This window comes from Deltaproteobacteria bacterium (assembly GCA_016208165.1).
GTDB lineage: Bacteria > Desulfobacterota > Desulfarculia > JACQYL01 > JACQYL01 > JACQYL01.
The window spans coordinates 62,193-87,679 of the sequence record JACQYL010000053.1; the positions used below are offsets into that span (position 1 = coordinate 62,193).

Consider the following 25,487-nt stretch of genomic DNA (forward strand, 5'->3'; position numbering starts at 1 on the left):
GGGCCGTCGGTTAGTAAACAAAAATCGACGCCCAGTCCGCGAATCGGGTCTGAAAAACGTCGCCTCGATTCACCACCGCCAACTCGAGCTTCTGAACGCCTCGCACATTCACCAGGATTTTGAGGGGCGGTTCTCCTGCCTTGATCCACGTTGTCTGGGCGAGTTGGCGCCTGTCTCCGAACACCGAAAAAACGACGATCTTGGTTTCCGACTCCGCAGCGTCGTCCAGCCCCACCACGGCCTCGAGGCCCTTGTAGCGACCGTCGAGCCGATACACCACGGAACTGCTGGAACGCATTCGAATGCCGTTGGCATATTGGACTCCTCTCAGGTTCAAATACCCGCCGCAAATCTCGGGAGCAAAGAAGTGCTCTATGATGCCTCTTACGGGTACAACGGGATGAAGGGCGGTAAGGTACCGCGGAGAACCGACACCCACCACACTGTTCGCCCACCGGATCGTAGAGGAGCCGGTCTCCTCATACGTGGGAGCACGAATGGACGAAGGGTTCCCGCAATAAAGGACCGCCGCGCAGGCGAGACCTTTTCGATACATCCGTACCATGTAGGCTCGCGACCATCCAGAGTCGGCGCCGGGATCGAAGGGCCTCCCCGGCTCCACGGCGTCCGTTACGACCACATACCCGGCGCCTGTCGGACCCCCAACTCCCGGCGAGAGGAGATAGAGGTTTTTCGTTGAACGATTTCCGAATAGGGACAGGTACGAGAAAGCGCCCGCGTCCGCCCATACGGGAATGTTCGGATTTTCGGAGATCAAAGAGGCCACTTCAGGAATGAATCGCGTTCGGGCGGTGTAGCGCTCTTGGTTTTCGGAAAGGGCCGGCCAGTCGTTCATAAACAGCAACACGCAACACACCAGGAAAACGGTTTTGAATGGGTATCTGACTTGGCCGATGGGTTTGTTCAACACATCGAAGGCTCCGGCAGCCGTCAAAGCGAGCGGCGCGGACAGGGCAGCCAAGTCCGCCGGATTACGCAAAAACGAGAACGCCCCCTGCCCCAAGGCTCCCATGGATAAGGACAGTCCCACGGGAAGCAGGAGCCAGTACATCACAAAACGATTTTTGGGCCTGCCCCAAGCCGCCAACATCAGACCTAAAACGATCGCCGCACACAGCGTCTTCGGCAAGCCATCGTAGGAATAGGCGTCGGGTATCGCATCCCATGCAGGTCCCGACCATTCCGCGCCAAATAAAGCCGCGGAGATCACGTAGACGACGAGTGAGGCCGCAAACCAGCTCGAGTAGAAATAGGCGGCTTCCTTCCAAGGCCGTTGACGGTTGGGACTCTCGTAGTACAGCAGCACGCATGAGAACGGAAACAACATCCATCCCCATGGCCCGCACCAGCAGGCCGCGCCGAAAAGGAGTCCCGAAAAAATCAGGCTTCCCTTTTTCTTGTTCCGATGTGTACGCTGTTTCAGCAGGATCCACGTAGCCAGGGAAACAAGCGTTCCTGCTGCAAGGGCTCCGCTCACCCGCGTGGCCGAAAAGATATCCGGAGCCCATATCGCGCAAAAGAACGCGGAAAGAACCCCTGCAAAACGATTCTCAAACAATCGACTACCCAGTAGGTACAGGAGTGCTATCTGGCCCAGGGATATCAGAACGGGCCATCTCCAGATTACGGATGACGATGGTCCTAAAACGGCAAGAAACGCTCGAACGGGTAACAGGACCGACCAGGGAGCGGTCAAGGAAGGTTCGATTTGATGTTGGAAAAACGTTTGATACAACAAGCGGGCGTCTTGTTCGCCGATGCCGGTAAAGAAGACGGCTCGGAGCAGCATGCCGAGGGCAAGAACCCCAAAAAATAAGGGGCAAGCGCGCCGCTCCGCCCACACGACCGCGCTCGGGAGGATGTTTCCCTGCTCCGGGGGCTCCTGGGATCTTAACTTTCCACCGGTATCCAATGTTTCCGCGGTAGACGTCTCAAGAAAAAAAAGGCGGCGCCCGAAAACAGTTCGGAGCACGCCGCCTGGATGACGAGTCACCGGTTAAAAACCACCATACCCCATATTCACGGTTGCGGAACCCGAGGTTACGGTTACATAGTTGACCCGTGTCTTGGTATTGGAACCGGCCGTGTTGGAGACCTGAAGCTTTACCGTATATATTCCCACCGCGGTGTAATTATGAACGGGATTCTGCAGTAGGCTCTGGACGAGATTCGGATCTCCGGCGTCTCCGAAATTCCACTGCCAGGAAGTGGGACTGCCCGTGGATTGGTCTTGAAAAGTCACGAATAAGGGCGAAGGTCCGGTCGTGACCGTCGTGGCAATAAAGTCGGCCGTCGGCATCACATCGGCGGCGCTGACGCTGATGTAGTTCACTCTGGTGGTCCCGTTGCTGCCAAACGCGTTGCTTGCTATGAGCGTTACCGTGTACACGCCCGGATTCGTAAAGTTATGGGATGGATTCTGGAGCGCACTCTGAACCACGCTCGGATCTCCCGCGTCTCCAAAGTTCCACATCCAGCTTGTGGGGCTGCCCAAGGACGTATCAATAAAACCGACGGCCAAAGGCGCCGGTCCGCTGGTGGGCATCCCTGAGAACTGAGCTAATGGGGGCGTACCCGTAGCTGCGACCGAGACATAGCCGTTCTGGGTCAGCAGGGTCGATCCGCTGATGTTGGACACAGACAGAGACACGTCATAGGTTCCGGGATTATTGTAGGTATGTTGCGGATTTTGAAGCGTACTGGCAGCCCCATCCCCAAAACTCCATCCGAAGGCATCTTTGAAGTTGTTGGCGAGGGGCGACAGCACCGTCGGCGCCATGGACGGCGTCACGCCGACGTTACCCGAGGATGCGTTGGAAAACACCGTCGTCATCTGCTCGGTACCGTCTCCCAAGTCCGTGGCGGTAAAGGTATTTCCTGACATAGTTGTCAAGAAGGCTTTGAAATCGACAGCGTCGAACGTATACACAATCACCGTGGAACCGACCGTATAATCCTGGACATACATGCTCAACACATTGCTGCCGTCTTTCCAGATGCCGGAACGATCCGTCAATTGCGCTTGAAACGTTTTCGTAATGTCGATGACGGTGTCCGTATTCGGCGTGACGGTCCTGTTCGTAATCGTTGCGGTACCGGCCGTGGGTGCTGCAAATGAGAGGTGTAGCCCGCGGTCTTGACTGGGATCCAGGGAAAGAGCCTCAAACGTATTTCCCGACATGGAGCCGAGAAATGCATAGAAGTTAATTGCATCCCGGGTATAGATGACCACCGTGGAATTACCCTGCAGATAGTGCTGGATATAGAAGTTATGAATCGGATTGCCGCTCGTATCCTTCCACAGCCCCTGATAGCCGGTAGGCTGTCCGAAAGACACACCTGGGACGAGCATCATCGCCACAAGACACGAAGAGACCAGCCACTGTTTAATTTTCATGCTTTCTTCCCTTCTTCTTGAAAGAACTCACGTCGTGTAACATTAGTTACAATTCTATTTAATTCTGCTTTGTGGAGTCAAGAGAATAGATGTCGAACTCTTCTTTCGACACGCTCAGAAAGTTCGCGGGCAGGGCATACAGACAAGACGATTACTAACTATATGTAAATGTTTTCAAAATTAGAAGAAGGCCTTAGAACCACCGTTCGTCCCGGCGCCGGTGACCATTACGGGAAGTCAAAGAGAAGCTTGCAATTTTGTCGCTTTTCCTGCAATGGTCACTTGGAATTGCCCGTTTATGTTTCACTGTACCTCTAACCGGTAGCCCGGTTCCTTTTTGAAATCATCATCTCACACGCAGCATACATGAAACGTATCCTGTTGATTTCTTATTGTGGGCCGCCCAACGCGGCGGTGCCCACAAAGAGAATTTCCTTTTTTGCCCGTCATCTCGATGCCCTTGGATGGACGCCCACCATTATTTCTGCCCATCCGCGCTACGCGGAAGTCCGCGACGATTTTTTTGTCCGCATACTTCCACCCGGATGCCGCATTTACCACACGCCGTCCTTCGAACCCTTTCGAAGCCGTTTCGTGCATTCCCATTCGCCGATTCCCCCCTCGGGACAGGAAGCGCCAACCCATAACCACACCCTTCAGCGGCGTCTGGATTGGGTTCTACTCACCCTACGCAGGCTATTGTCCTACGGATATCCCGTCCAGGAGCCCCAGTGGGGATGGAACCATTTCGTATTGCCCCGTGCTCGCGAACTGATTCGCACAGGCCGATTTTCCGTGGTTCTGGTTTCGCTTCCGCCGTTCTCGTCCATGCTCGCCGGGTATGCGCTCAAGAAGGAGTTCGGGATAAAGCTTGTGCTGGACTACCGGGATCCATTTCACCAGGTGCAAAATGGAGCCGTTGCTCCGTTCATGCGATCGAGAAAGTATTCTCTCCGGGCCCGCCGACACATCCTGCTCGAGAATCGAGTACTTTCGGCCGCAGACGGCATCCTGGCGGCCACTTCCAGGAGCACGCAGCAGTTCAGGGACCGCCTCGGGCCCGAATTCAACGCCAGAACAAAAACGATTACCAACGCCTTTGATGAAGATATTCTCGACACCATACCGGCCAAACACTTCGATCGCTTCACCATTATCCATGGTGGTTCCCTGCACGGTCCGCGCATCGAGGGACTGAAGCTGCTCGATGCCTTGGGCCGGCTGCTGAGGAGCGAGGCCGTGGCGCCGGATGCTTTCCAGGTGCTGCTCTTTCCCGGGACATTACCCGATTTTCATAAGGAACGAAGGCTTCGAACTCTATTGGATCGCTTCCCGGAACTGAACGCTGTGACGCGTTTCATGCCCTATTTGGGATACTACGACTACATAAGCTACGTAAAGGGCGCGGATCTGCTTTTCCTCGCATCCGGTCCCATGAAAGAGATGATTCTTGCCAAATTCTACGATTACCTGGGAACGGGCCGTCCCATACTTGCTCTGGCCGATCCGGACAGCGCAATGGCCGACATTATAAACCGGACCCGTTCGGGTGTCGTGATTCCCTACAACGAACTCTCCCTGCTGAAAATCACCATCCGGGACTTAATCAATCGGATCCGGCCTTCCGTCCGGACGAACTCTCGATACGCTTCCGGATTCACGGCATCGAGCACTGCAAGCGATCTTGCCGCATTCCTGGATCGCATCGTTGGTCTCAGCTGATGTCGCCTCCAAACGTTCAAGAGGGTAATTTTTCCGTCCGAGTCTTGGCCTATTTCGATAAGCTTTTCCCCCCCGGTTCGCTCCGTGGACCCACAATTAAAGGCGGCGTCTGGACCCTTGTCTCCCTATCCCTTACCGGCCTGTTGGGCGTGGGATCGGGAGTCGTTCTCGCCCGCCTGCTGACCCCGGAGATTTTCGGTCTGGTGGGTGTCGCCCTCGCTACGGTGGCCATATGGGACGGTCTGACAAACCCGGGCGTGTGGCAGGCCTTGATTCAGAGATCCGACAACGTCGAGCCTTATCTCGATACCGCCTGGACCCTGCAGGTCGGAAGGGGCGTTCTGCTCTGTTGTTTGACTTTTTTCGGCGCGCCCTGGTTGGCGGCTTTTTACAACAATAACGAGCTGATTCCTCTTCTCAGAGTCCTATCTGTAACCTTTCTGATGCGTGGGGCTTCGAACCTATCCATGGTCGAATTGAATCGCGACATGCGGTTTCGAAGACTGGCGCTGTATAATCAGATAACAGGGTTTGTCTCCATCTGTATTCAGGTCATTCTGGTCGTCCTGTTGAGAAACGCATGGGCTCTTGCGCTGGGGGCCGTTTCTTCAAGTTTGATACGATGTGTAGGATCATACGTTGTGATCCCAAGACTGAACCGTTTTGGGTGGGAATGGGCCAAGGCGCTCCCGCTGCTCCATTTCGGCAAGTACATCTGGGGTTCGAGCCTTGTGTTTTTCCTGCTCTCGTGGGGCGACCGTGTATTCATAGGCCGAATGGTGGGCGAAAAGGAGTTGGGATTCTACGTCTTCGCTCTTTCCCTGGCCTACATATTTTCTGGGCCTCGATGGCGATTCTACCCTATGCGGGACTGATGGCCGTTCTGGCGCCTGATGTGGTCGCGTACATATATGGGACCAAATGGATCCAAGCCGTGCCCATCCTCAGAATCATGCTCGTCATGGGAGTGGCTTCAGCCTTTTCCGCCATAACCTACCCCCTTTTCAGAGCTGTCTCCCATCCGCGTCTGGATTTCCGGATGAATGTCGTATTTCTGGTGGTGGCGGCCGTCCTGATAGTGCCTTTCACCATGAAATACGGAATAACGGGAGTGGCTTTGGTGATGAGCATAGGGGCCTTGATCCGAGCCTTGGTAGGCTTTTTTTATACGCGTTCCTTGATTGGGATCTCGTTTGCCGCCCTGTTCGGCCCACTGTCGGGTCTTCTCGCCGGGTCCATTCTCGCCGCGGCAGCGGCATGGCTGATCCGGTGGCGCCTGTTCGGAGATTCGGCGTGGTGGGCGCCGGCCGCCGCATTGGCCCTGGCCCTGGTGCTTTACTTGGCCGTGGCGTTCTGGTGGTTTCTCCACGTGAGATCGGCGGAAAAACATCGGGAGGCTGGAACGGTTTGAACATCACCGTCGGTCTGATAACCCGCAATCGGGCGCGCCCGCTCTAGAACTGCCTCGAAAGTCTATCGAGACAGCAGCTACTCCCGGAAGAAGTGATTGTCGTGGACAATGGGTCCGGCGACTCAACCGCCGATGTGGCGCGTTCCTTCGCCCGGAAGCTTCCGCTGCGTCTCTTCTCCGAAGCACGGCCCGGTATTCCCCGGTGTCGTAATCGTTGTCTGCGGGAAGCCCGAAACCGGGTATTGGCCTTCACGGACGATGATTGCAAGGTTCCTCCGGACTGGATCCAGAGGATCGCAACCTATCACGAGGCCTATCCGGGCGCTGCGGCCATCGGAGGCCCGGTAGTGAACGGCGCCCCGGGCCTTCTGGGTGAGACCAATCAACGGATGTGGGAAAGCTGGTTATGCGCCTATCGGGAGGCGCCAAAATCCGGAACGTCGGATATCCGTTTTCGGACACCGGCCAGGATTCCACATGTCTTGAAAAGGCCCGCTCAAGTGCGGAGTCTGTTCACAGCCAACTGCTCGTATAAAGTGGTTTCGATCAGGCGCATCGGCGGTTTCAATGAATCACTGCTGACCATGTCGGACGAAGAATTGAACTGGCGCCTCTGCAACTCCGGAGAACGGTTACTGTACATACCGGACATGCCCGTAGTTCATGCCCACCGTGGCGCTATTGCGTCCTTTATCGAGCAGCATTTCCGGTACGGCATCGGGTTTTACCAGACGCGCACGCTGCATCCCGGTATGCCGGGTATTCTGCCTCGATCCACACTCGTTTCGGTATGGATGTTTCCAATCCTCGCTCTGACACAAGCCTTGTTCAACGCAGGCGTCGCAAGGCTTTCGTGCAAAACGCTTCCCCTGGCGGTTTTGATGTGGATCGCAGAAACGGCGTTCCGTACCGGAGCCCTCTATGCCGGTACGGGGCATCGGAGGGCGGTCTTTTTACCGGCGCCCCAACCCGCTCCATCGAGGACGAGTGCGCCGTCCGCCCACTCCCACTCGATGGCGGCCTCTCCCAAAGGCGACACAGAGAAGACACTGTCCTGTATCGCGCCGGGTCCCACTTCGAGAGGCAAGCTGTAAAGCAGCCGGCACGGACCGAGGGCCGTCGCGCCCGGGACCGCCTTAGACCATCCCGGCCCGGGTTTATCGAAACGGATCCGAACGCCGCGCCCCGAACTTCCCCACACAATTTCATGGTCTCGATATTCCCAGTCCGGGAACAACCGCAGAATGACCGGGCGCCATGTCACGGGAATTCCCGAGCTGTTTGTCAGACGATCCCAGAACACAACGGTAAAGGGACTTGCCGAGACGATCATGGTCCGTTTCAGTATGGGTAGGGCAGGCCCCGAGATCCGCGCCGCACGGTAAAGAAAGGGACCTGATCCGAGCATTCGAACGAACTCTTCGACATGAGCTTTTCTGAAGCGCGGTCTCCTTAGATAACGGATAACGGTCCGTTGAAAGCGCCTCCAAGGGTTTTTGGTCTGGAATTCAGCCTCCCCCTGAAGGATCAAAGCACGATCATCCAATGCCCGGATTCGAATCCGCCTCCAGGTGTATGGATGATACTCCCGGCCCTCCGCGTTCAGGCTGGGAACGAAACCGGGACTCGCCAGGTTTTCGTCGTCCATTGGCTGGACCGGAGGTGGGGGGATGAGTTCTCGGCCGCGCGCCCGTAGAGAGATCAGATTCATTCCTGAAAAGCGGGGATCGAGTTCGAAATCGGGAAGGCTCTTTTGTCCCTGCAGGGACACGACGGCGCGACCGGCTCCGGAGTCTGAAAGCAATAGCCCGGCTCCTAAAGCGACGAAAGTTCGAGGGGGTGTCCCGGAAACGGATGGGGGTTCCGATCGAATGGATCCCGGCGCTCGAACCGACGGATCCAACAGCAACGCAGCGGCGAACGCATTGTATACCGTGTGATGCATGTAAAAGTCCCAGGAACTCTTGTCGCCACCGGTTGAACCCGGATTCAGAAGAACGCTCCCATCCGTAAGTTGAAGCTTCTTCAATTGATCCCCAACACGAAGCCCGGACCGCACCCATTCGCCGGTCCGTCCGGCAGCGCTCGGTTCACCGGATTCTTTCAGCTCTCGGGCCGCTCTCAGGAGTGTGTTCGCGGCAGTAGCAAGGCCAAACAGGCTGTGGTTGCTCCTTCCGTACGCAGCAATCTTTCCGTCTTCATCCACCAGGAACGCCAGGAGGTCAACGCCGCGCATCAAGGCTTGCCTGACCATAGGATCGTTCATGAACGGAAGGGCTTCCAGCAGAAAAAAGCAGCTAGCCGCATGATAGGTGAGGGGCGTCAGACGCTCCTGAAAACGGCGGCCGGGATTGCGGGGAAAATCGGCGAACAAGCCATCTGCATCCTGCCAACGCAATGTGTACCGTTGGATCAGTCGCCGTCCCCGGTGAGTGTATCTCTGGGATCCTCTGATGCGCCCCAGAAGAAGGTGGTCCACCGCTTTAAGGGTAACCCAGTTATTTCCGTGAACAGTGTAGCGTCCTGAATCAAATCGCGGCTGAATCAGCCGATTCAGACGCCTTTTGAACGAAGCGTCCGTTTCAGGTGATACTTCCGCTCCCCCGGGCCACTCCATCCATGACTTGAGAAATGCATATTGAACGAACTCCCGATGGCCTTTGCCGGCCTCGGGCAGCCGGACCAGATGATCCAGGACGCCGAGCAGGGAATGCAGTATTCGATCTGTACCGTTCAGTCGGAAGAACCGGACAAGCGCAAGGGCGAAAAAGGCGTTTGCGCAATTCCCATCCGGAGTTGGAGCACCGTCCCACTCGTCATACAGAGTTCCGGACGGTAGCCGGCGCCGAAGGAGATACCGAGTAATGTCTTCACCAATGGGAAATAATGGGCTGGTCGCGGCGGAAGAGTACATCACATCCTACCACACCCCGAGATTCCGGTTCAAAACAGGGATTCGGCAGATTCTTCTTCTCAACAAGGGCATGTGGTATCGGGTGAGGACCCTTGGAAGGTCAAGCCATGACCGCGCTGCCATCCATTGCCAATCCACGTTCGGACTCGAACGCCATGTGGTGGAACACTCCGAACATGGCGAAGGCAGTCCCTCCGGTCCGGCCATCAGCCGACCACGCAATTCCCTCATGGCGGATCCATTCCACACGTCCATCAGGCCGTGTCGGGTCACGTCTCCACCCGGATATTCGTTTCGATAATCCTGAAAACACGCCATGGCGCTGCCATCCCAGGTGATGGAAATGCCCGTGTAGGGTCTCAGACATGGAACGTACCGTTTCCCTCTTCGCGGGTCCGCCGCCGCTGAAGCTAGGCTTGGCAGTTTTTTCAGGCTCTCGGAATAGGACCCGGTCGAATGGATCGGGGCCGTGTAAATCCGGTCCACGGGCAGCCCCCTGAACAATTCAAGAAATCCCGGATCCGGATCTCGCCGGCTCGCGCGCGACTCGAACACCCGCACAATTTTGATGGAAACCATGGGTCCGGCCGAACCCCGTTTCTTCTTCATCCGAAGCAACCGAAGTATATTGGACAGCGTCTTTTCGTATTTGGCGCCACGGTGTATCCGCTCGTATTCGTCGGGAAATTCGCTGTCAAAACTGATCATCACGCTGTCCAGTCCGCTCTCCAGCAAGCCCCGAGATTTCCTTTCAGTCAACAACGTGGCGTTGGTATGCAAAAGCACCTGAGGAATCCCCGCCTCTTTGGCTTCCGTTATCATCCGGAACAGCTCCGGATGCAGCAAGGCTTCTCCCACGCCGTTTACCGTCAGGTGATGCACCTTTCCCCGGGCCTGACGGATCAAATGCGTGAATAACCGGCGCTCCATGTTTCCCGGCGGTCGACCCAATCCATAGTGGTGTGCGCATTTGATGCATCGGAGGTTGCACCGGTTGGTGGTCTCCAGCCACATGGCGATCGGCGGGGTCGAGAGCTTTGTCCTGCCTGAACAGTACTGACGATACGCCGTGTTGTTCCTGTGTATGTATCCAATCGTGTTTTTCAAGGATATCTTTTCGCTTTTTCGCCTTGCAGCCCGGACGCTTATGCCGGCATTCAGAGTCCCTACACATCCGCGGAAGCAGGAGGAAACCCCTAACCCAGTCGGGTGCGTGTCGCTCTAATCCGCGAGAACACCCTCCCGGCCTTTCCGAATGTCGGACTTGACCGTTTGATTCGAGCCACCGACCTCGACACGCCCATCTTCCTGCATCCAGTTCAACAGCCGGTCAATACCCAGTTCCGGGGTCATGTGGGGACTAAATCCCAGTTCCGACCTTGCCCGATGAATATCATACCAGCGATCCCTGGTCAAAAGCCGTACTTGCTGAAAGGTCGGCAGGTATCCTTCGCCCGGAATGGAACGGCACCAAGACCGGCTCATACGGAAGCGGGCTTCCCCCAGACACGCCAGTGTCAGCAACAAGTTCTTCGGAACGGGGACGCATCCGGAAGCCATGCCCAGGTTCTTTCGAACGTGATCCAGCAATTCCTGGAGAGTACAGGGCCTCGGGCCGGCCAGAGTATAAATCCGCCCCGAGGTTTTTCCGAGCAGACAGGCCTTCAGTAATCCATCCGCCAGGTCGCTCACCTCTATCAGATGCAGTCGATTCTTCCCATTGCCCGCGCAAAAGCAGACCGGCCTCGAGGCCATGCGGATAAGTTTGGGAATCAAACCATTCCTCTCCCGGGGGCCATACGTGAGCGCCGGACGGACAATGGTCACCGGCAGTCCTTGACGGGACGCCTCCAGGGCGCACCGTTCCGCAAGCAGTTTGGACACATGGTAATATCCTCCGGGAGCCGGTGGAACGGTCTCGCTTATTGGGCTTATTTTCGGCCATCCTTGCACGCCCACACTGCTCACCAGTATGAATTTCCGGGCGCGGAAACGCGCGGCCAGCTTAAGTAGTTCCCGGGTCAAACGCACATTGGCGTCCAGATACGTCTTAAAAGGCAACGGCCGTTCGCCCCTGAGAGCGCCCAAGTGCACCCAGACACCATCCGAGGGAAAACATCGATTCGGCCGTTCAACCCATTGGCCGCTTTCCGAGTCCCGTGTCCAAAAAAAAGCCGTTCCGGAATGGAACCTGGCTTTAACGGGCGCCACTCCGTAACCGTTTTGCACCAACAGATCCAGGAAGTGACGAGCCACGAACCCTGACGATCCCGTCACTATCACTCGATCTCCGTCACTTGGTTTCATACATCAGGTACCGGTGATGGGCCCACAGCGATTTCAGCCGGAGGGGCAAGTTTGAATTTTCTACGAATCCGAGGCGCTCGACCCACTTCTTCTGCGCGGGGTCTTTACCCAGCAGATAGTCGAGGCTGCTCCACCGCCATCGTCTCATTGCATTGGCATCCGACCTCGGGAACAGCCGGCTGACGGCCAGCCCTGTGTCGGGCCAGGGAGGACAATCCATCACCCCTTCCCGCACCAGCCGGACGCCGCTTCGGTAAAGGTTCTTCCTCACCAGATCCGCGCTCCCCCACAAGGCCTGATGCCTCTTAAAAAAGGAACGGTTCCACCCGAATCGCGCCCAAAGGTACCCCGCCTGAGTCAAATTGGGCAACACCAACAGCACCACTTTGCGCGAAACGCGTACAAGTTCCTTCAGCAGCCGGCCAGGATCGGGCCAATGCCACAGCCCGTTGAAATTAAACGCGAGATCGAAGCTTTTCGAGCGAAACGGCAGCGATTCCCCGGTTCGCACCAGAACCGGACGTCTACCGAGTGCGATCCAGGAACGGCGGGCCGCATCGAGGACTCCCCATTCCATGTCCGCCAGTACTACGGCTACGTCCTTTTGGGCGAGAGGAACCGTGTTGATTCCGGCAATTCCGGACATACCGCGCACCGGGGCCTCCAGTACCCTGGAAAGGCCGTAGCTCGCATGGATGGAATCCAACAGATCCCACAGACGATGGCGCTCATAAACAGTTCCAAGACCCTCGTCCTGATTCGCGTGAGTCGAATCCATTCACTCAAACCATCCCTAACCAGGCTTTGGACAATTTAAAAAAACCCGATGGGTGCATCAGGATATTCGTGAAGGCGGAGTTTGCCAGAGGGCAGGAACACGCACGGTCGGCAATGCGCTTGCGAACCGATTGAGCCTCGGAGCGGTTCCACATGGCTCTAAAATCAAAGTCCCAATCCTGTAGTCTCCCCATGACCGACCCCTCCACGCAACAAGCCCAAACGGTTCCGTCCGCGTCCACATGGGCGGAGGCTCGCCCGGAATAACAGGGCAGGAGGCGGTTGTTGGGCTCGGGCTCAACAGCCAGCATATCGTAATAGCGCGCTCGCAAGGAAGCGGAAATACGGGAAAATCCGTCTCCCGCATGTTGAATCAGGTCCGCCTTTAACAGAGGAAGCGCCCCGCGGAGCTTTTCCGTATCGGGCTTTACATCCAATGGGGCATTCTGAAGCTCCCACCTTTCCTCTGCGATTTCCGTTAGGTAGTGATCCGGCTTCAAGGCCCGCAGAGACGGTGCAATTCGATCGATTCGATCCGAGTTGAGCGTCGAAATGACCGTGTGGATGCCGACCTTCAGGTTTTTGGGGCGGGCTTTCTGGATCCTTTGAAGGGTCTGAACCGCCCGCTCGAACGTTCCCGGGACTCCACGGATGCGGTCGTGAAGGTTGCCGATATCATCCAAGGATATGTTTGCCACGACTATGGTCTCCGGGCATGAGGCGGCAATGCGGACTGCGCGCTCCGCGGTCTCGGGAATGGTGGCGTTCGTGGGCAGATTGATCACCCTGGGACGGCACTTCCAATAGAAAAGTTCGACGATGGTCTCCAGATCTTTCCTGAGGAAAGGTTCTCCTCCGCTGAACGTAATCCAGCGGGGCCATTTCCCAAGAGAAGAGGCCAGCCGGGAAATCTGTTCCAGCGACATCTCCGTACTGCAGCGGGTGGAGACCGAACACATCCGGCAGTGCAGGTTGCAGCGGTGCGTCAAGGATACCGTCAAGCTGAACGGAGGGGGAACGCGAAGCCCCATTCTATGGGCCATTCGGTGAAGCGCGATATAAGACAGGAGTCGGATCATGTTCTGGAAAGCTCGTCCAGACATTCTTTTGTGGTGGCTGAACGTTTCCATACCACATGAGAAGAGGGGAACCCCGTCATGTCCAAACGGCCCAGTGCTCTGCCCCACGCCTCGAGAAGCACGGCGAGAACCAGAAAAAGCCGGGAGCTCGCGGGAAAGGCACTGAACTCCTGAAGGAAGGCATGGAAGATGGTCCGGACATCAAACGTGGCCACACGATACCCCGTCTTCCGGTAAAAGTCCAAGTGTCCGCTATGGATGCGTCTTCTTTGCCTGAGAAAGTCCCTGATGGAAGTGGGGCCGTGATTCCAGATAATGGCTTCGGGCGCGTACACAAGGGTATATCCGTTCGACAGGAAGTGGTATTCGAGGGCCACTTCGTCCACCCAGGTCGTCTCCGGAATGGACGAGACTTTGGATACAAATGCAACCACCTCGCCGAGCTTGGGCCGGATGGAAGCCATTCTATGGTGAAGCCGCCATTGCAAATGCACGGCATGGTTGACGGCCCCCTGTAAGGCGTTCAAAGGAACGGGGCGCCCTCCCGTCATGCCGACGCGCGGATCTTGAAAAGGCAAGATCAGTTTCTCGAATGCATCCGCGGCCGGCAGCACATCCGCACTCACAAGAACTTGGATATCGCCCGTGGCTCGTTTCAGAAACTCGTTGACGGCGGACGCTTTCCCTGCACGACGTGGTTGGACGACAAGCTCGATCCGATGGTCTTCGCGGCTCAGAGCTTCCACGATTTCCACGGTACGATCCGTGCATCCGCTGGCCACAACCAGGATCTCGCTGATATAACCGGACTCGAGGCGCTGGTTAAGAACGGCCCGCAGCAGTCCGCCGATATTCTTGTCTTCGTTGTGAGCCATAACACCAACGCTTAATGTTGGCATGGTGAAACCTCCCCAAGCCTTTGAAGCGAAGCCTCAGAATGAGGAATATGGCTTCGAGAATCACTCCGACATGGAGTTTTGAACTGCCGCGAACCCGATCCGCAAAACGAATCGGAATCTCGGTCACACGGTATCCCTTCCTGCGCACCTGATGATTCACTTCTACCTGAAACACATATCCCAGTGATTCCAAGCCCTTCAGGTCCAGGCTCTCGAGCACTTGTCTTCGGAAACCTTTGAATCCCGAGGTGGCGTCCGTGCAGTAATCTCCGGTGATCAACCGGACGAACCAGGTAGCCATCCGGCTCAACACCAGCCGATGGAGGGCCCAGTTCTCCGTCTCGCCCCCTTTCAAGTACCGGGAACCCACCACCAAATCACTGTGTGAAAGCGCCTGTAGAAATGCCGGAATAGCTTCCGGCGCATGGGAGAAATCAGCGTCCATTTGAAGAATCTGCTCATAACCCCGATCCAATGCAAATCCGAATCCGGTGGCATAGGCGCGGCCCAATCCGTATTTCCATGGGCGGTGCAGCACCGCTACCTCGGCGTGGCGCGCGGCGAGTTCGTCCGCCACCCGCCCGGTTCCATCCGGCGAGTTGTCGTCCACGATCAGGATGTCAAGGCAGAGATTCAACCCAACGATGCGCTCAACGAGGGGAACAATGTTGCTTCGTTCGTTGAAGGTAGGGATGACTACAATGGTTTTGTGTGGCTGCAAATGCAATCCCCGGCGGTAACGCAGACTCCGGATTCAACGACAATAGACTGACCTTAACACGATACCGGAAAAGAGCGAAATCCGAAAGCCTATACTGGGTAGGTTCCGACAATCAGGCGTCCACGCCAAGATAGAAGAATCCTGGGTTACATCGAGATGCCGTGAGTGTTCACGCGTCTTTGACACAGGCGCCGGCCGGAAAATACAGATCCACAATTCGATCCACTCTGTTCAGCCAGTCGCGGCGCGCCTCGATCGAGCTGGTCACCACCACGGTGTACATCTCCCGATAAAAGGTACGAACGCCGCAGAGGTCGAAAATGCAGTTCTTCCAAAGCAGTTGCAGCGGATCGCCGAAGGTCTCCCGTTCCCTTGCCGTGGGCGTGTTGGCCGTATTGAATACCAGAGCCGTCTGCGCCTTCAAGAGGCCCACCGGTACGCCTTCGCCGCCGTCGCCGTCGATGAACCGGTAGGCCACCCCGGGTCTGATGACACGATCGACCCACCCTTTCAAAATGGCCGGCGGCTGGCCCCACCAGTTTGGGTGGACGATGACGATCCCGTCCGCCATAGAGGTCATGAACCATCGCACAATGACCGTTGCTCTCGATACGCGCGACCACGGTTTGTGCGATGGCGTGGTTGAAACTGCCTTTGGCCGGATGCGCCAATATGACCGAAATATTCACTTGCCAATTCCACTTGGGAGACTGCGCCGCAATTCAAGAAACGTCCTTCCGGACGAACACATCGAGATCCGGACTTTAAAAAATGTGAAGCATGGTCACAAGTTTCAAGAAGCCTGGGTTCGTACGTCCGCATCAGAATTCGGGTTTTACCCGATCCAAGCGTACGGGAGTGGTCTGGATCTCCATACCCTGCGCTCCCTTCCGCAACACGATGTTCTTCAGCCAATTTCGATTGTCTTCCTCCGGGTAATCCACACGGAAATGCGATCCACGGCTTTCCGTTCGTTCGAGGGCGGCCCGGCAGACCATCTCGGCCACAAGTCTCATGTTTTGAAATTCCATGAGCCTGATCAGATCGGCGGGGCTTGCAACGGCGATTCGGGACTCGAGATTCCCGAATCGTCTCAGGGCTTCTCTGAGATCGTCTTCCCGGCGAATGACGCCCGCCTTGTACCACATCAGTTCTTTTAATTCACGGGCCAGCCGTTTAGGACTCGATCCCTGTTCAGAACGTGCGTCTTCCAGCCGGGACTTTTCTTCTTTCACCGCCTGTCGAGGGACGGGTGACATCCCTATCTCCCTTGCCCGCTGGGCGGCTTTGCCTCCCACACGGGAGCCCATGGCAAATACCTCGGCCAAAGCGTTGCCGCCGAGGCGATTGGCGCCGTGCATTCCCGCCGCCGCTTCTCCGGCGACGAAAAGTCCGTTCAAACATGTTTCCCCGTGTTCATCCGTCGCCACACCCCCCATACAGAAATGAGCCGTCGGCGCCACCTTGAACGTTTTCCGCCCCTTCCACCACTGGGAGGGCAGAATTTGAGCGAGCTGACCGGCGATCTCCTCGGGAAGCGCTTCGAGATCCATGAAGACCCCGTTCCTCTCCCTTCCATCATCACCGATCTCTTTCATCACCAGCTGCGCCAGTTGATCCCTCGTCACCCGCAGAGGGTCCAACCCATTTCGCCTGAGGATATCCTCACCGGCCTCGTTCCGTAGAACCACGCCTGTCTGGGGCAAAATCTTCTCATACAGCACGAGCTGGTTCCCTCGTTCGCCCATGGCCGTTGGATAGAATTGGACGAATTCCATTTCCTTCAATGGAACCCCCAAATCGTAGGCCAAAGCGTGGCCGTCTCCCGCGATGCCGGGAGCGTTATTGGTGTTGAGGAAGATCTGTGCGTAACCGCCGGTGGCCAATACTATGGTCTTTGCCTGCATGGTAAGGAACCTGCCGTCCGCAGTGACACCGGTCGCGCCACTCACTCGTCCGCCGGATGCCAGAAACCGGGAGACAAACACATGTTCCGCAACGCGGACGCCCACCTTCCTTGCCCGGCGTTCGAGCGGCAAAACGAGGTCCCTGCCGATCCAGTTCTCTCCGTACACATGGCGGGGATAGCTATGCCCCGGGATTTGAAACACACGGGGTTTTTCTCCTTCCATTCCGAAACGCACGCCGCATTCTTTCAAAAAAGCAATCTCGGCGCCCACTTGCTCCACCATCCGGGCCACCATGGCCTGATCGTTCAGAAAGCGTCCGCCTATTACCGTATCGGTCATGTGAACGTCTCTTGTGTCGTCCGGTGTCCCCCATCCCGTGGCAGCTATAACGGACTTGGAAATGAAGGTATTCGCGGCGCGTCCCAATCCGGACTTGGAAACCAGAAGCACGTCGGCGTTCTCTGCTTTGGCGGCGATAGCGGACCTGAGGCCTGCACCCCCGCCTCCGATGACCAGTACGTCGCACGAAAGCGTCTCTTGTCTCTCCAGGAGCATGTCGGGATTCCTCTTCTTTTCGATCCTTCTGAAACCGGTTGGGTGAACAGCAAAGCGGCTTTCTATTTTCACAATTTAAGTTAGAGACTACAAGCGGATTTCTTCCGTCATTCCAAAAGAAGGCGTGCACCCCGGGGCCGGAGCGGCTTACGGGCGCCTGACGCCGAAAGAGGCTTTGACACGGTCAAGAAAAGCAAAGGCGAGTCATCAATGGAACAGGTCCGGAGGGGCCATACGGGCGACGCCCATATTCATTTCGGCTAAGGCATGGCGATCGAGATCTCGCGCAGAAGTCTCAACGATTCTTGCGCTTCCTGTTCATCTACTTTGTGGATGGCGAAACCCGCGTGTACGATGACGTAGTCCCCCACACACAATTGATCCATGAGCAGGGTGGAAATCTTCAACCGGTTCCCACCCATATCGACCTGCGCAAAATCCTGTTCAATTGAAATAATTCTGGCGGGTATTGCAAGGCACACTCTGCGACCTCCCCCTGCGGGCATGCGAATCAGCACGCTTCCTCGTCCCCAAAGGGAAAGCAAATCCGACCTTCCCCGCGGTTTTCTTCCGTTTTCGTTTCTGGAAATATGCCCCAGCGTCCCAGTTGATCCAGGGCCAGTCGTTCCAACCGTTCAATACTCTCTCGGACGGGCGGCGTCAAGCCGATGCCCCAGGGTTCGATATCCAGTGGTTCCACTCCCACAACCACGGTTTCAGGCCGCTCTCCGACGAGACCCGCCAAAGTGAGTGTTTCCATCAAATCCGTCTGATGAAGCGAGTTTTTGGCGCGTATGTGAAAAGGGAGGTCTTCGTACTCGAGCAAGTACGTATCCCCGGGCGTTCCCCGGTTTTTGACGGCATCGAACACCAGGAGGCGTTCGGTCTGCGTAACCACGGACAAGAGACTTAAACCCAGTGTACCGCCGTCCACGATTTCCACATAATCCGGAAAGACATATTTCCTTTCGAAGCGCTGGGCCATGAATACACCGACGCCCTCGTCCTTTAACAGGACGTTTCCGACTCCCAAGATGGTGATTTTGCGATGCAATGCGTTCATCGTGCTTTCAGCCGTGTAAGAAGAGGATCTCACAAACAGCCGCCCCCGGCCTCCCCATTGGGTGGGAAAACATCATAACCGGGGGCGACAAGATGAAATAATTTCACCAACGATCGAACTATAGCACCTTGACTTTGTACACCTCATTGGTATGGGGATCGATCACATGAACCGCACAAGCGATGCATGGGTCGAAAGAATGCACGGTGCGCAGAATTTCCAGCGGTTTTTTCGGGTCCGCAATGGGCGTTCCGATCAACGCCTCTTCCACCGGTCCTAAAATGTCCTTGGCGCAACGGGGGCCCAGATTCCAGGTGGAAGGCACGACCATCTGGTAGTTTTTAATTTTCTTGTCCTTGATATCCACCCAATGTCCCAATGCGCCTCGAGGCACATCGTTCAGACCCATTCCCATGCCGTCCTTCCACGCATAGGACTGATATGTTTTCGTATCGCCTTTTTTGATCAGGTCGATCAGCTCGTTGGTCCAGTCCACCATGGCGTCGGCAATGAGTTTCGTATTGATGGCCCGCGCGGCGGTACGGCCCAGGGTGGAGAACAATGCGGTGGCCGGGATGTCCAACGTCTGGAGTACGCTGTCCACCGTGGCTTTGGCTTGAGGATGTCCGCTCCCGTAGGCCACCAGGAGGCGTGCCAGGGGACCGACTTCGCAGGCTTTGCCGTCGTAACGGGGGGCCTTCAGCCAGCTATACCGGTCATCGACATCCATTTTCGTGTATTTGGGCTTTGTTTCGCCTTTGGACGGATGCAGGGTGCCGTTCCCTTCGTACCAGGAGTGGCGAACGTGTTCCATGATCTTACCGGGGTCGACCGCCCCTACGGAGGCGATATCCCGATTGAAGATGACGCCGCGCGGCAGGAAGAGACTGTCGGGCTCCACGTCCGTTTGAGGGAATTCGCCATACGCCAGGAAGTTGGTCGTGCCTCCGATGGCGCCCCAGTCTTTGTAGAAGCCGGCTACGGCCAATATATCAGGGATGTATACATTGTCGATAAAGCTCTTTATCTCTTTGAGCAGGAACATGAAGTGGGCCACCCGGTCCGCGTTCAGATCGGCTCCGCAGGTTACGCCACCCACGGTCAGGCTCTGAATGTGGGGGTTCTTGGCGCCGAATATGGCGTGCAATTGCGCCGCCTTCACTTGCATCTTGAGCAGATCCAAATAGTGCTTTGCGGCCATCAAGTTCGCTTCCGGTGGAAGTTTGTAGGCCGGGTGTCCCCAATACGCATTGGCGAAAGGCCCAAGTTGCCCGCTGGCTACGAAGGCCTTCAGCCTGTCTTTGACCGCCTCGAATTCCTTCACACCGGAGCCGGGGGCCGTGCTGACAGCGGCGGCCAGGTCCGCTGTTTTCTTGGGATCGGCTTCCAGCGCATTGACCACATCCACCCAATCAAGGGCGCTCAGGGCATAAAAGTGTACCGGGTGATCGTGCAGATACTGGGCTCCCATCATGATGTTGCGCAGCAATCGGGCCATATTGGGGATCTTGATATCCAAAGCATCGTCCACGCATCGGACGCTCGCCAGACCGTGCACATAGGTACAAACACCGCAGGCGCGCTGCGTAAAGAGCCAGGCGTCGCGGGGGTCCCGGCCCTGAAGAATCATTTCTATTCCTCTGAATAACGTACCGGAACTCCAGGCATTCTTGACCTTTCCGTTCTCTACTTCAACCTCGATTCTGAGGTGTCCTTCTATTCTGGTAATCGGATCAACGACGATTCTGTTCGCCATGGGGTATCCTCCTCCTTTTCGGCATGATCGGCCTCGGCTACTTGGCTACATAAAAGGGAGTCATCTTATCCCAGAACTCGGGCTCGCTGCATCCGATGCAAGGATGCCCGGCTTCAATGGGCCAACTGATTCCCTGATTGAATTTGACCGTAGGACAGTTGTTATAGGTTTCCGGACCCTTGCAGCCGAGTTCGTACAGGCAGTAGCCGTTCAAGTGACCTGCGTCACCGAATTCCTTGGCGAAGTAACCTCCTTCGTAGCTGGCCCTTCGTTGGCAACGATCATGGATGGTTTGTCCATAGGCGAAAAGAGGACGACTCAAATTGTCCAGTGCCGGAAGACTTCCGAGAACTATGGCATGGACAATGGTGGCCACCATGTTGATGGTGTTGGGTGGGCAACCCGGAATGTTGATGGTCTTGATTCCCAGAGCATCCTGTATGGATTTTGCTCCGCTTGGATTGGGTTTGGCGGCCGGAAGTCCGCCGAAAGAGGCGCACGCGCCGACGCAGATCGTTGCAGCGGCCTTGCTGGTGATATCCTTCGCAATATCGATCATCGGCCTGCCCGCGATCATGCCGTAACCCTCTTTGGTGGGAAGGGCTCCGTCGATGATACAGAAAAACTTACCTTTGTTCTTCTCGGCGGTATCCATGAGCACCTCTTCAGCCTGGTGTCCGGCGGCCGCCATGATCGTCTCGCTGTAATCCAGGGAAATTACGTCCAAAATAAGATCCCCGATGCTCGGGTAAGTAGTGCGGATGAACGATTCCGCGCAGCCGGTGCATTCGGAAAACGCCAGCCAAATCACCGACGGTCTTGCGGCAGTCATTGCGTCAGCAACCTTTTCCGCCATGGTTACGGGAAGGCCGAGAGTTGCGGTAATCAATCCGCAATATTTCACAAAATCTCGCCGGCTAATGCCCCGCTTTTCTGCATTCTGGCCCAGGATTTCATCCCTTGACATTGCCCACCTCCTTGGTGAAGTTAGCTTTAGGAACAGATGCAACCGCAGTTTCGGTGCCGCAAGAAACCGCATCGCGATGTGACTTCGTGTTATCCGTCGGTTTTCCATCACCACCTTTACTGAATAGAATACGAAGCTGCGCAATATTGTATACAGGAAAGATCCGTTTATGGTCAATTAATTTGTGTTTAGACGAAAGGAGGGAAAATTGCAGGGGTGAGGTGGCCTATCAAGCCGGCTTTCTCTGAACCCGCTTCAAACTCCTTAGACGGGATAGTAACGGCAAATATTCAGGAATCGGCACTTCGGAATCATTCGTCCGCGGGAAGTCTCACGACCATGGATTCCGCGTGTCTGCGTTCGGCCGCACGGACACCGGCCCGATTACACTTTTTAGTATTTCAAAGGAGAGCCCATGCCCAACGAGGCACAAACGCACACTGACTACAGGAACGATCCTTCGATGGGTGCGAGTTTCTTCGCAGGAAACACTTGCGACGTGGCTCGATCGCTGATCGGCGCCATACTGAGGGTGGGTTCCTGCGCCGGCGCGATTGTGGAAGTGGAAGCGTATAGAGCGGACGCCGCCTCCCACGCCGTCACCCGCCCACGCCAAGGGGCCATGCTGAAGGACACGTATGGGCGGATCTACGTTTACCTGATCTATGGCATGCATCATTGTTTGAACATCACCACCGAGCGAGAAGGCGTTGGCGCCGTTCTGATCCGGGCTGTCGAGCCTCTCGAAGGCCTGACTCAGATGCGTCTGCGGCGCGGATGCGACAAGCTCTTGAACCTCACCAACGGTCCCGGAAAGCTCTGCCAGGCTTTCGGCATCGACCGCTCTTATCACGGAGAAATGGTGGGACAACGGCTCAGCATCCATCCCCCGCAACGGCCCTTTCCCGTAAGTCAGGGACCCCGGATCGGGATACGAAAAGCGACCGAGCTTCCTTGGAGATATTTCGTACCCGGCAATCGTTTTGTCAGCCGTTAGAAAGCAATCTTCTTTACAAGGGATGAGCCGGAAGACTATAGTTCATGCGATTTTTTTGACCAGACGGGGCCGGGGCGACACGGATCCGGGAGCATGGATCGATCCCTGGACAGGGCCTCCAATCTATGAAATAGACGGATCTTATGTCCGAACACTCAAATCCAACGGATTCCGCCTCAGAGCCGGTGCTTGCCGGCGACGTGGGAGGCACGAAGGTGAATCTGGGGCTGTTCTCTCGGGTGAACGGCCGGCCGGTTCCGATTCGGAAAGGCACTTTCTCGAGCCGCGAATACGATGGTCTGGAGGGGATCCTCGAGCAGTTTTTGAAAACCACCGACGTTTCCTGCCGCAAATGCTGCATCGGGGTGGCCGGCCCGGTGGTCAACGGCAGGTGCTTCACGACCAACATGCCCTGGGTGGTCAGTGAACAGGAGATCAGGTCCCGGTTCGGATTTGATTCGGTGGAACTCGTCAACGATCTGGTAGCCACAGCCGAAGCCGTGCCGATACTGGAGAAGAAGGACCTGCACGATCTAAACGCGGGTCTGGAACACAAGAAACAGAATATCGGATTGATTGCCGCGGGTACGGGGCTCGGGGAAGCGTTCCTTCTGTGGAGCGGCGACCGGCACGTGGCCCAGGCATCCGAAGGGGGACACGCGGATTTTGCTCCGACCAATCCATTGCAGGTCGAGCTTTGGCACGAGCTTCGGAAGAAATTCACCCATGTGAGTATCGAACGTGTGCTTTCGGGGCCGGGACTGTACAATGTATATAAGTTCTTCCGGGACACGGGCAAGGCCACGGAACGAAAGTCCGTACTCATGCGGCTCCAGGAGCAGGACCCCGCCCAGGTCATCTCGGAACTGGCTATGGGGAAAGAATGCGCCTTGTGCGAGATGGCGCTGGATCTGTTTGCCAGTGTCTACGGATCCGAAGCGGGGAACCTGGCGCTCCGCTGCTTCACCTTGGGGGGCATTTACCTTGGTGGGGGCATTGCTCCCAAGATACTCAAGAAACTTAAAGAACCGGCTTTTATGAAAGCCTTTGTCGCAAAGGGCCGCCTGAGCAGTCTCCTATCCCAAATTCCCGTCAAAGTGATCCTGAACGACGAGGCCGCCCTGCTGGGGGCGGCCCGTCGCGGTCTTTCTTTATAGGAGACCCGCAAACCGTTCTTCCCGTACATCAGAAACACCGGAGCCTGCCTCGGACAGCGGCGTCCCGCGTCCGGGGAAACGGTCGCGGACGAGCCGTCAAGCGTCAATGATCGCTAATGCTTCGTCCTTGTACGAGTCCATGACATAGGGGATTCCGGTCACTTTAGCACATTCCTCGGTCAGGGAACATAAGTCGTTTCGATCAATGTATTTTGTCTCCCACTTCCTGGCTCCGGCCATCAGTTGCTGCAATCCCACCTTGATTTTGTCCACGGCGCTATAGATGCCGATGGCGCCGGTGGGCAGCACATCGACTTCATTCCCGTATTTGGCCTTTAGCGTCTCGTAATTGATAAAAATCTCTTCCTTCGTGTTTCCATACCTGGACACGGTCTTGGGTAGACCGCCATCCTCGCCCGAGAGCCATAGCTGGATGTTCTTTCCAACCATACCGGGAATCATCAAGGCCCGACCCATACACACGGCTTTAGTGTAAGGAGCTCCCAACGCCAGACATTTGAATACGTGATCCTCACCGGAAAATCCTCCGGCAAAAGCCAGGTCCGGCGCCCATTTTCCTCTCGCCGAAAGCCGCCGGCAAAGGTCGTAAGCCATGGAATGGAGATATATGGAAGGAATACCCCACTCATTCATCATCCGCCAGGGGCTCATTCCTGTTCCGCCCGGCGCGCCGTCGATAGTCAGAAGGTCAATCTTGGCATCCGAAGACCACCGGATCGCCATGGCCAACTCGCGCATCGGGTACGCCCCGGTCTTCAATGTCACGCGTTTTGCGCCCAGGGCGCGAAGGCGTTCGACTTCCTTCATGAAGTTTTCCTGTTCGATGAACCCCAGTCGTGAATGTCGCTCGAACTGTCTGACGGCCCCATCCTTAAAAGACTTCTGAATGGCGGGATCCTCAGGGTCCGGCGTCACAATGTAGCCTCGCTTTTTGAGTTCTATGGCCCGTTCCAGTGAATCCACCTTGATTTCACCGCCGATACATTTGGCTCCCTGGCCCCATTTGAGCTCTATGGTTTCCACGCCCAGTTTCTCAACCACGTATTCGGCGACACCAAAATTGGTGTCTTCCACATTCATCTGAACCAGGATATCGCCATATCCTTCACGGTACCGCCGATACGATTCCACTCGGCGTTTCATTTCGGGCGAATGTACGACCTTGCCGTTGCCGTTTCTTTCCAATTGAGGATCGATGCCGCACACGTTCTCGCCGCACACCAAGGATATGCCGCTGATCGCGGCGCCAACGGAGAAGTGCTCCCAATTCTTTTGAGCAATCATCGTGCTTCCCAGCGCACCTGTGAAAATGGGAACTCTCATTTTGACTTTTTCGCCCGCGCCGAAAGCGGTTTCCGTGTTCACCGCCGGAAAAGTCGCATGATCGGGATCGGCCTGAACCCCATTCGCCCCGAAGGCGTATCCCATGATATTGAGGTGGGAATAATCCACCGGGTAGTCTTTGTCACCGCCCGCGGTAACACTTCCAAAGGGCCCCGGATACAACAATTCTCTTCCTCTGAACGACGACTGGAACAGATCGCAGTTGCCCCTGCAACCGTCCACACACCGGCTGCAGATGCCCGACTGCGGCGCCACGCTCCGGGAACGGTTTCCGCTCTGAAGCGCCTCGTTGGCATTGGGTTGAAGCAGATTCATTTGTTTTCCTCCCTTTTTGCTTTTCGGCTATCCATTGCCATGTTTATATATTGATATTCGCTGATTCGAAACGTGTCCCGATCTTGGTTCATGAGCAGCAAAGCGTGGACGCGAACGGTATCGGCTTTTGACTCGTTTTTTTGTTGGCAACTAG

20 protein-coding genes and 1 pseudogene are annotated in these 25,487 nt (G+C 56.2%); 6 read left to right on the forward strand and 15 right to left on the reverse strand.

Annotated elements, in window-relative coordinates; all coding sequences use genetic code 11:
- Positions 1 to 10: 10 nt before the first annotated feature.
- Together HY788_11685 and HY788_11690 are read right to left on the reverse strand one after the other, a co-directional pair.
- Positions 11 to 1,810, reverse strand: coding sequence for an NPCBM/NEW2 domain-containing protein (locus tag HY788_11685; GenBank protein MBI4774821.1), 1,800 nt, complete (start codon positions 1,808 to 1,810; stop codon positions 11 to 13).
- Positions 1,811 to 2,017: 207 nt separating this feature from the next.
- A complete protein-coding gene (locus HY788_11690) occupies positions 2,018 to 3,418 on the reverse strand; it encodes a PKD domain-containing protein (GenBank protein ID MBI4774822.1) in 1,401 nt (466 codons plus the stop codon).
- A gap of 366 nt (positions 3,419 to 3,784) precedes the next feature.
- Between HY788_11690 and HY788_11695 the strand changes: the two genes are divergently transcribed.
- The 4 genes from HY788_11695 to HY788_11710 all read left to right on the forward strand — a co-directional run bounded on the left by HY788_11695 (position 3,785) and on the right by HY788_11710 (position 7,645).
- On the forward strand, positions 3,785 to 5,140 hold the full coding sequence (locus HY788_11695) for a glycosyltransferase (protein ID MBI4774823.1): 1,356 nt from the start codon (positions 3,785 to 3,787) through the stop codon (positions 5,138 to 5,140).
- Positions 5,140 to 6,015 (forward strand): oligosaccharide flippase family protein, encoded by an 876-nt coding sequence (locus tag HY788_11700; GenBank protein MBI4774824.1) that lies wholly within the window; start codon positions 5,140 to 5,142, stop codon positions 6,013 to 6,015. The genes HY788_11695 and HY788_11700 overlap by 1 nt, the downstream gene beginning before the upstream one ends.
- Positions 5,988 to 6,551 (forward strand): polysaccharide biosynthesis C-terminal domain-containing protein, encoded by a 564-nt coding sequence (locus tag HY788_11705; protein ID MBI4774825.1) that lies wholly within the window; start codon positions 5,988 to 5,990, stop codon positions 6,549 to 6,551. Before HY788_11700 ends, HY788_11705 begins: the two co-directional genes overlap by 28 nt.
- A gap of 92 nt (positions 6,552 to 6,643) precedes the next feature.
- Complete coding sequence (locus HY788_11710) at positions 6,644 to 7,645, forward strand: glycosyltransferase (GenBank protein ID MBI4774826.1); 1,002 nt, start codon at positions 6,644 to 6,646, stop codon at positions 7,643 to 7,645.
- Positions 7,646 to 9,471: 1,826 nt separating this feature from the next.
- On the opposite strand, the gene HY788_11715 is transcribed toward HY788_11710, so the two are convergent.
- From HY788_11715 to HY788_11770, 12 genes and pseudogenes are all read right to left on the reverse strand, one after another.
- On the reverse strand, positions 9,472 to 10,572 hold the full coding sequence (locus HY788_11715) for an SPASM domain-containing protein (protein MBI4774827.1): 1,101 nt from the start codon (positions 10,570 to 10,572) through the stop codon (positions 9,472 to 9,474).
- Between the two features lie 114 nt (positions 10,573 to 10,686).
- Positions 10,687 to 11,748 carry an NAD(P)-dependent oxidoreductase gene (locus HY788_11720; GenBank protein MBI4774828.1) on the reverse strand — a complete coding sequence of 354 codons (1,062 nt, stop codon included), beginning with the start codon at positions 11,746 to 11,748 and terminating at the stop codon, positions 10,687 to 10,689.
- A gap of 10 nt (positions 11,749 to 11,758) precedes the next feature.
- Complete coding sequence (locus HY788_11725; GenBank protein MBI4774829.1) at positions 11,759 to 12,550, reverse strand: class I SAM-dependent methyltransferase; 792 nt, start codon at positions 12,548 to 12,550, stop codon at positions 11,759 to 11,761.
- Between the two features lie 4 nt (positions 12,551 to 12,554).
- Positions 12,555 to 13,628, reverse strand: coding sequence for a radical SAM protein (locus HY788_11730; protein MBI4774830.1), 1,074 nt, complete (start codon positions 13,626 to 13,628; stop codon positions 12,555 to 12,557).
- The gene (locus HY788_11735; GenBank protein ID MBI4774831.1) at positions 13,625 to 14,527 is read right to left on the reverse strand and encodes a glycosyltransferase; all 903 of its coding nucleotides are present in this window, start codon (positions 14,525 to 14,527) and stop codon (positions 13,625 to 13,627) included. Before HY788_11735 ends, HY788_11730 begins: the two co-directional genes overlap by 4 nt.
- On the reverse strand, positions 14,451 to 15,248 hold the full coding sequence (locus HY788_11740; protein MBI4774832.1) for a polyprenol monophosphomannose synthase: 798 nt from the start codon (positions 15,246 to 15,248) through the stop codon (positions 14,451 to 14,453). The genes HY788_11735 and HY788_11740 overlap by 77 nt, the downstream gene beginning before the upstream one ends.
- 169 nt (positions 15,249 to 15,417) lie before the next feature.
- A pseudogene (locus HY788_11745) lies at positions 15,418 to 15,937 on the reverse strand (NAD(P)H-dependent oxidoreductase).
- A 132-nt stretch (positions 15,938 to 16,069) separates the two neighbouring features.
- Entirely contained in the window at positions 16,070 to 17,713 is a 1,644-nt protein-coding gene (locus HY788_11750) for an FAD-binding protein (protein ID MBI4774833.1), read from the reverse strand.
- A 260-nt stretch (positions 17,714 to 17,973) separates the two neighbouring features.
- Positions 17,974 to 18,195, reverse strand: a complete 222-nt coding sequence (locus HY788_11755) for a HypC/HybG/HupF family hydrogenase formation chaperone (GenBank protein ID MBI4774834.1) — start codon at positions 18,193 to 18,195, stop codon at positions 17,974 to 17,976.
- 29 nt (positions 18,196 to 18,224) lie between these two features.
- A complete protein-coding gene (locus HY788_11760; GenBank protein ID MBI4774835.1) occupies positions 18,225 to 18,809 on the reverse strand; it encodes a HyaD/HybD family hydrogenase maturation endopeptidase in 585 nt (194 codons plus the stop codon).
- Between the two features lie 85 nt (positions 18,810 to 18,894).
- A complete protein-coding gene (locus HY788_11765) occupies positions 18,895 to 20,532 on the reverse strand; it encodes a nickel-dependent hydrogenase large subunit (GenBank protein ID MBI4774836.1) in 1,638 nt (545 codons plus the stop codon).
- 37 nt (positions 20,533 to 20,569) lie between these two features.
- Positions 20,570 to 21,499: a hydrogenase small subunit gene (locus HY788_11770; GenBank protein MBI4774837.1), complete on the reverse strand. Its 930-nt coding sequence runs from the start codon at positions 21,497 to 21,499 to the stop codon at positions 20,570 to 20,572.
- Positions 21,500 to 21,962: 463 nt separating this feature from the next.
- Between HY788_11770 and HY788_11775 the strand changes: the two genes are divergently transcribed.
- The gene (locus tag HY788_11775; GenBank protein ID MBI4774838.1) at positions 21,963 to 22,496 is read left to right on the forward strand and encodes a DNA-3-methyladenine glycosylase; all 534 of its coding nucleotides are present in this window, start codon (positions 21,963 to 21,965) and stop codon (positions 22,494 to 22,496) included.
- A gap of 143 nt (positions 22,497 to 22,639) precedes the next feature.
- Positions 22,640 to 23,653: a glucokinase gene (gene glk / locus HY788_11780; GenBank protein MBI4774839.1), complete on the forward strand. Its 1,014-nt coding sequence runs from the start codon at positions 22,640 to 22,642 to the stop codon at positions 23,651 to 23,653.
- Positions 23,654 to 23,749: 96 nt separating this feature from the next.
- On the opposite strand, the gene HY788_11785 is transcribed toward glk, so the two are convergent.
- Positions 23,750 to 25,333 carry an FMN-binding glutamate synthase family protein gene (locus tag HY788_11785; protein ID MBI4774840.1) on the reverse strand — a complete coding sequence of 528 codons (1,584 nt, stop codon included), beginning with the start codon at positions 25,331 to 25,333 and terminating at the stop codon, positions 23,750 to 23,752.
- Between the last annotated feature and the right edge of the window lie 154 nt (positions 25,334 to 25,487).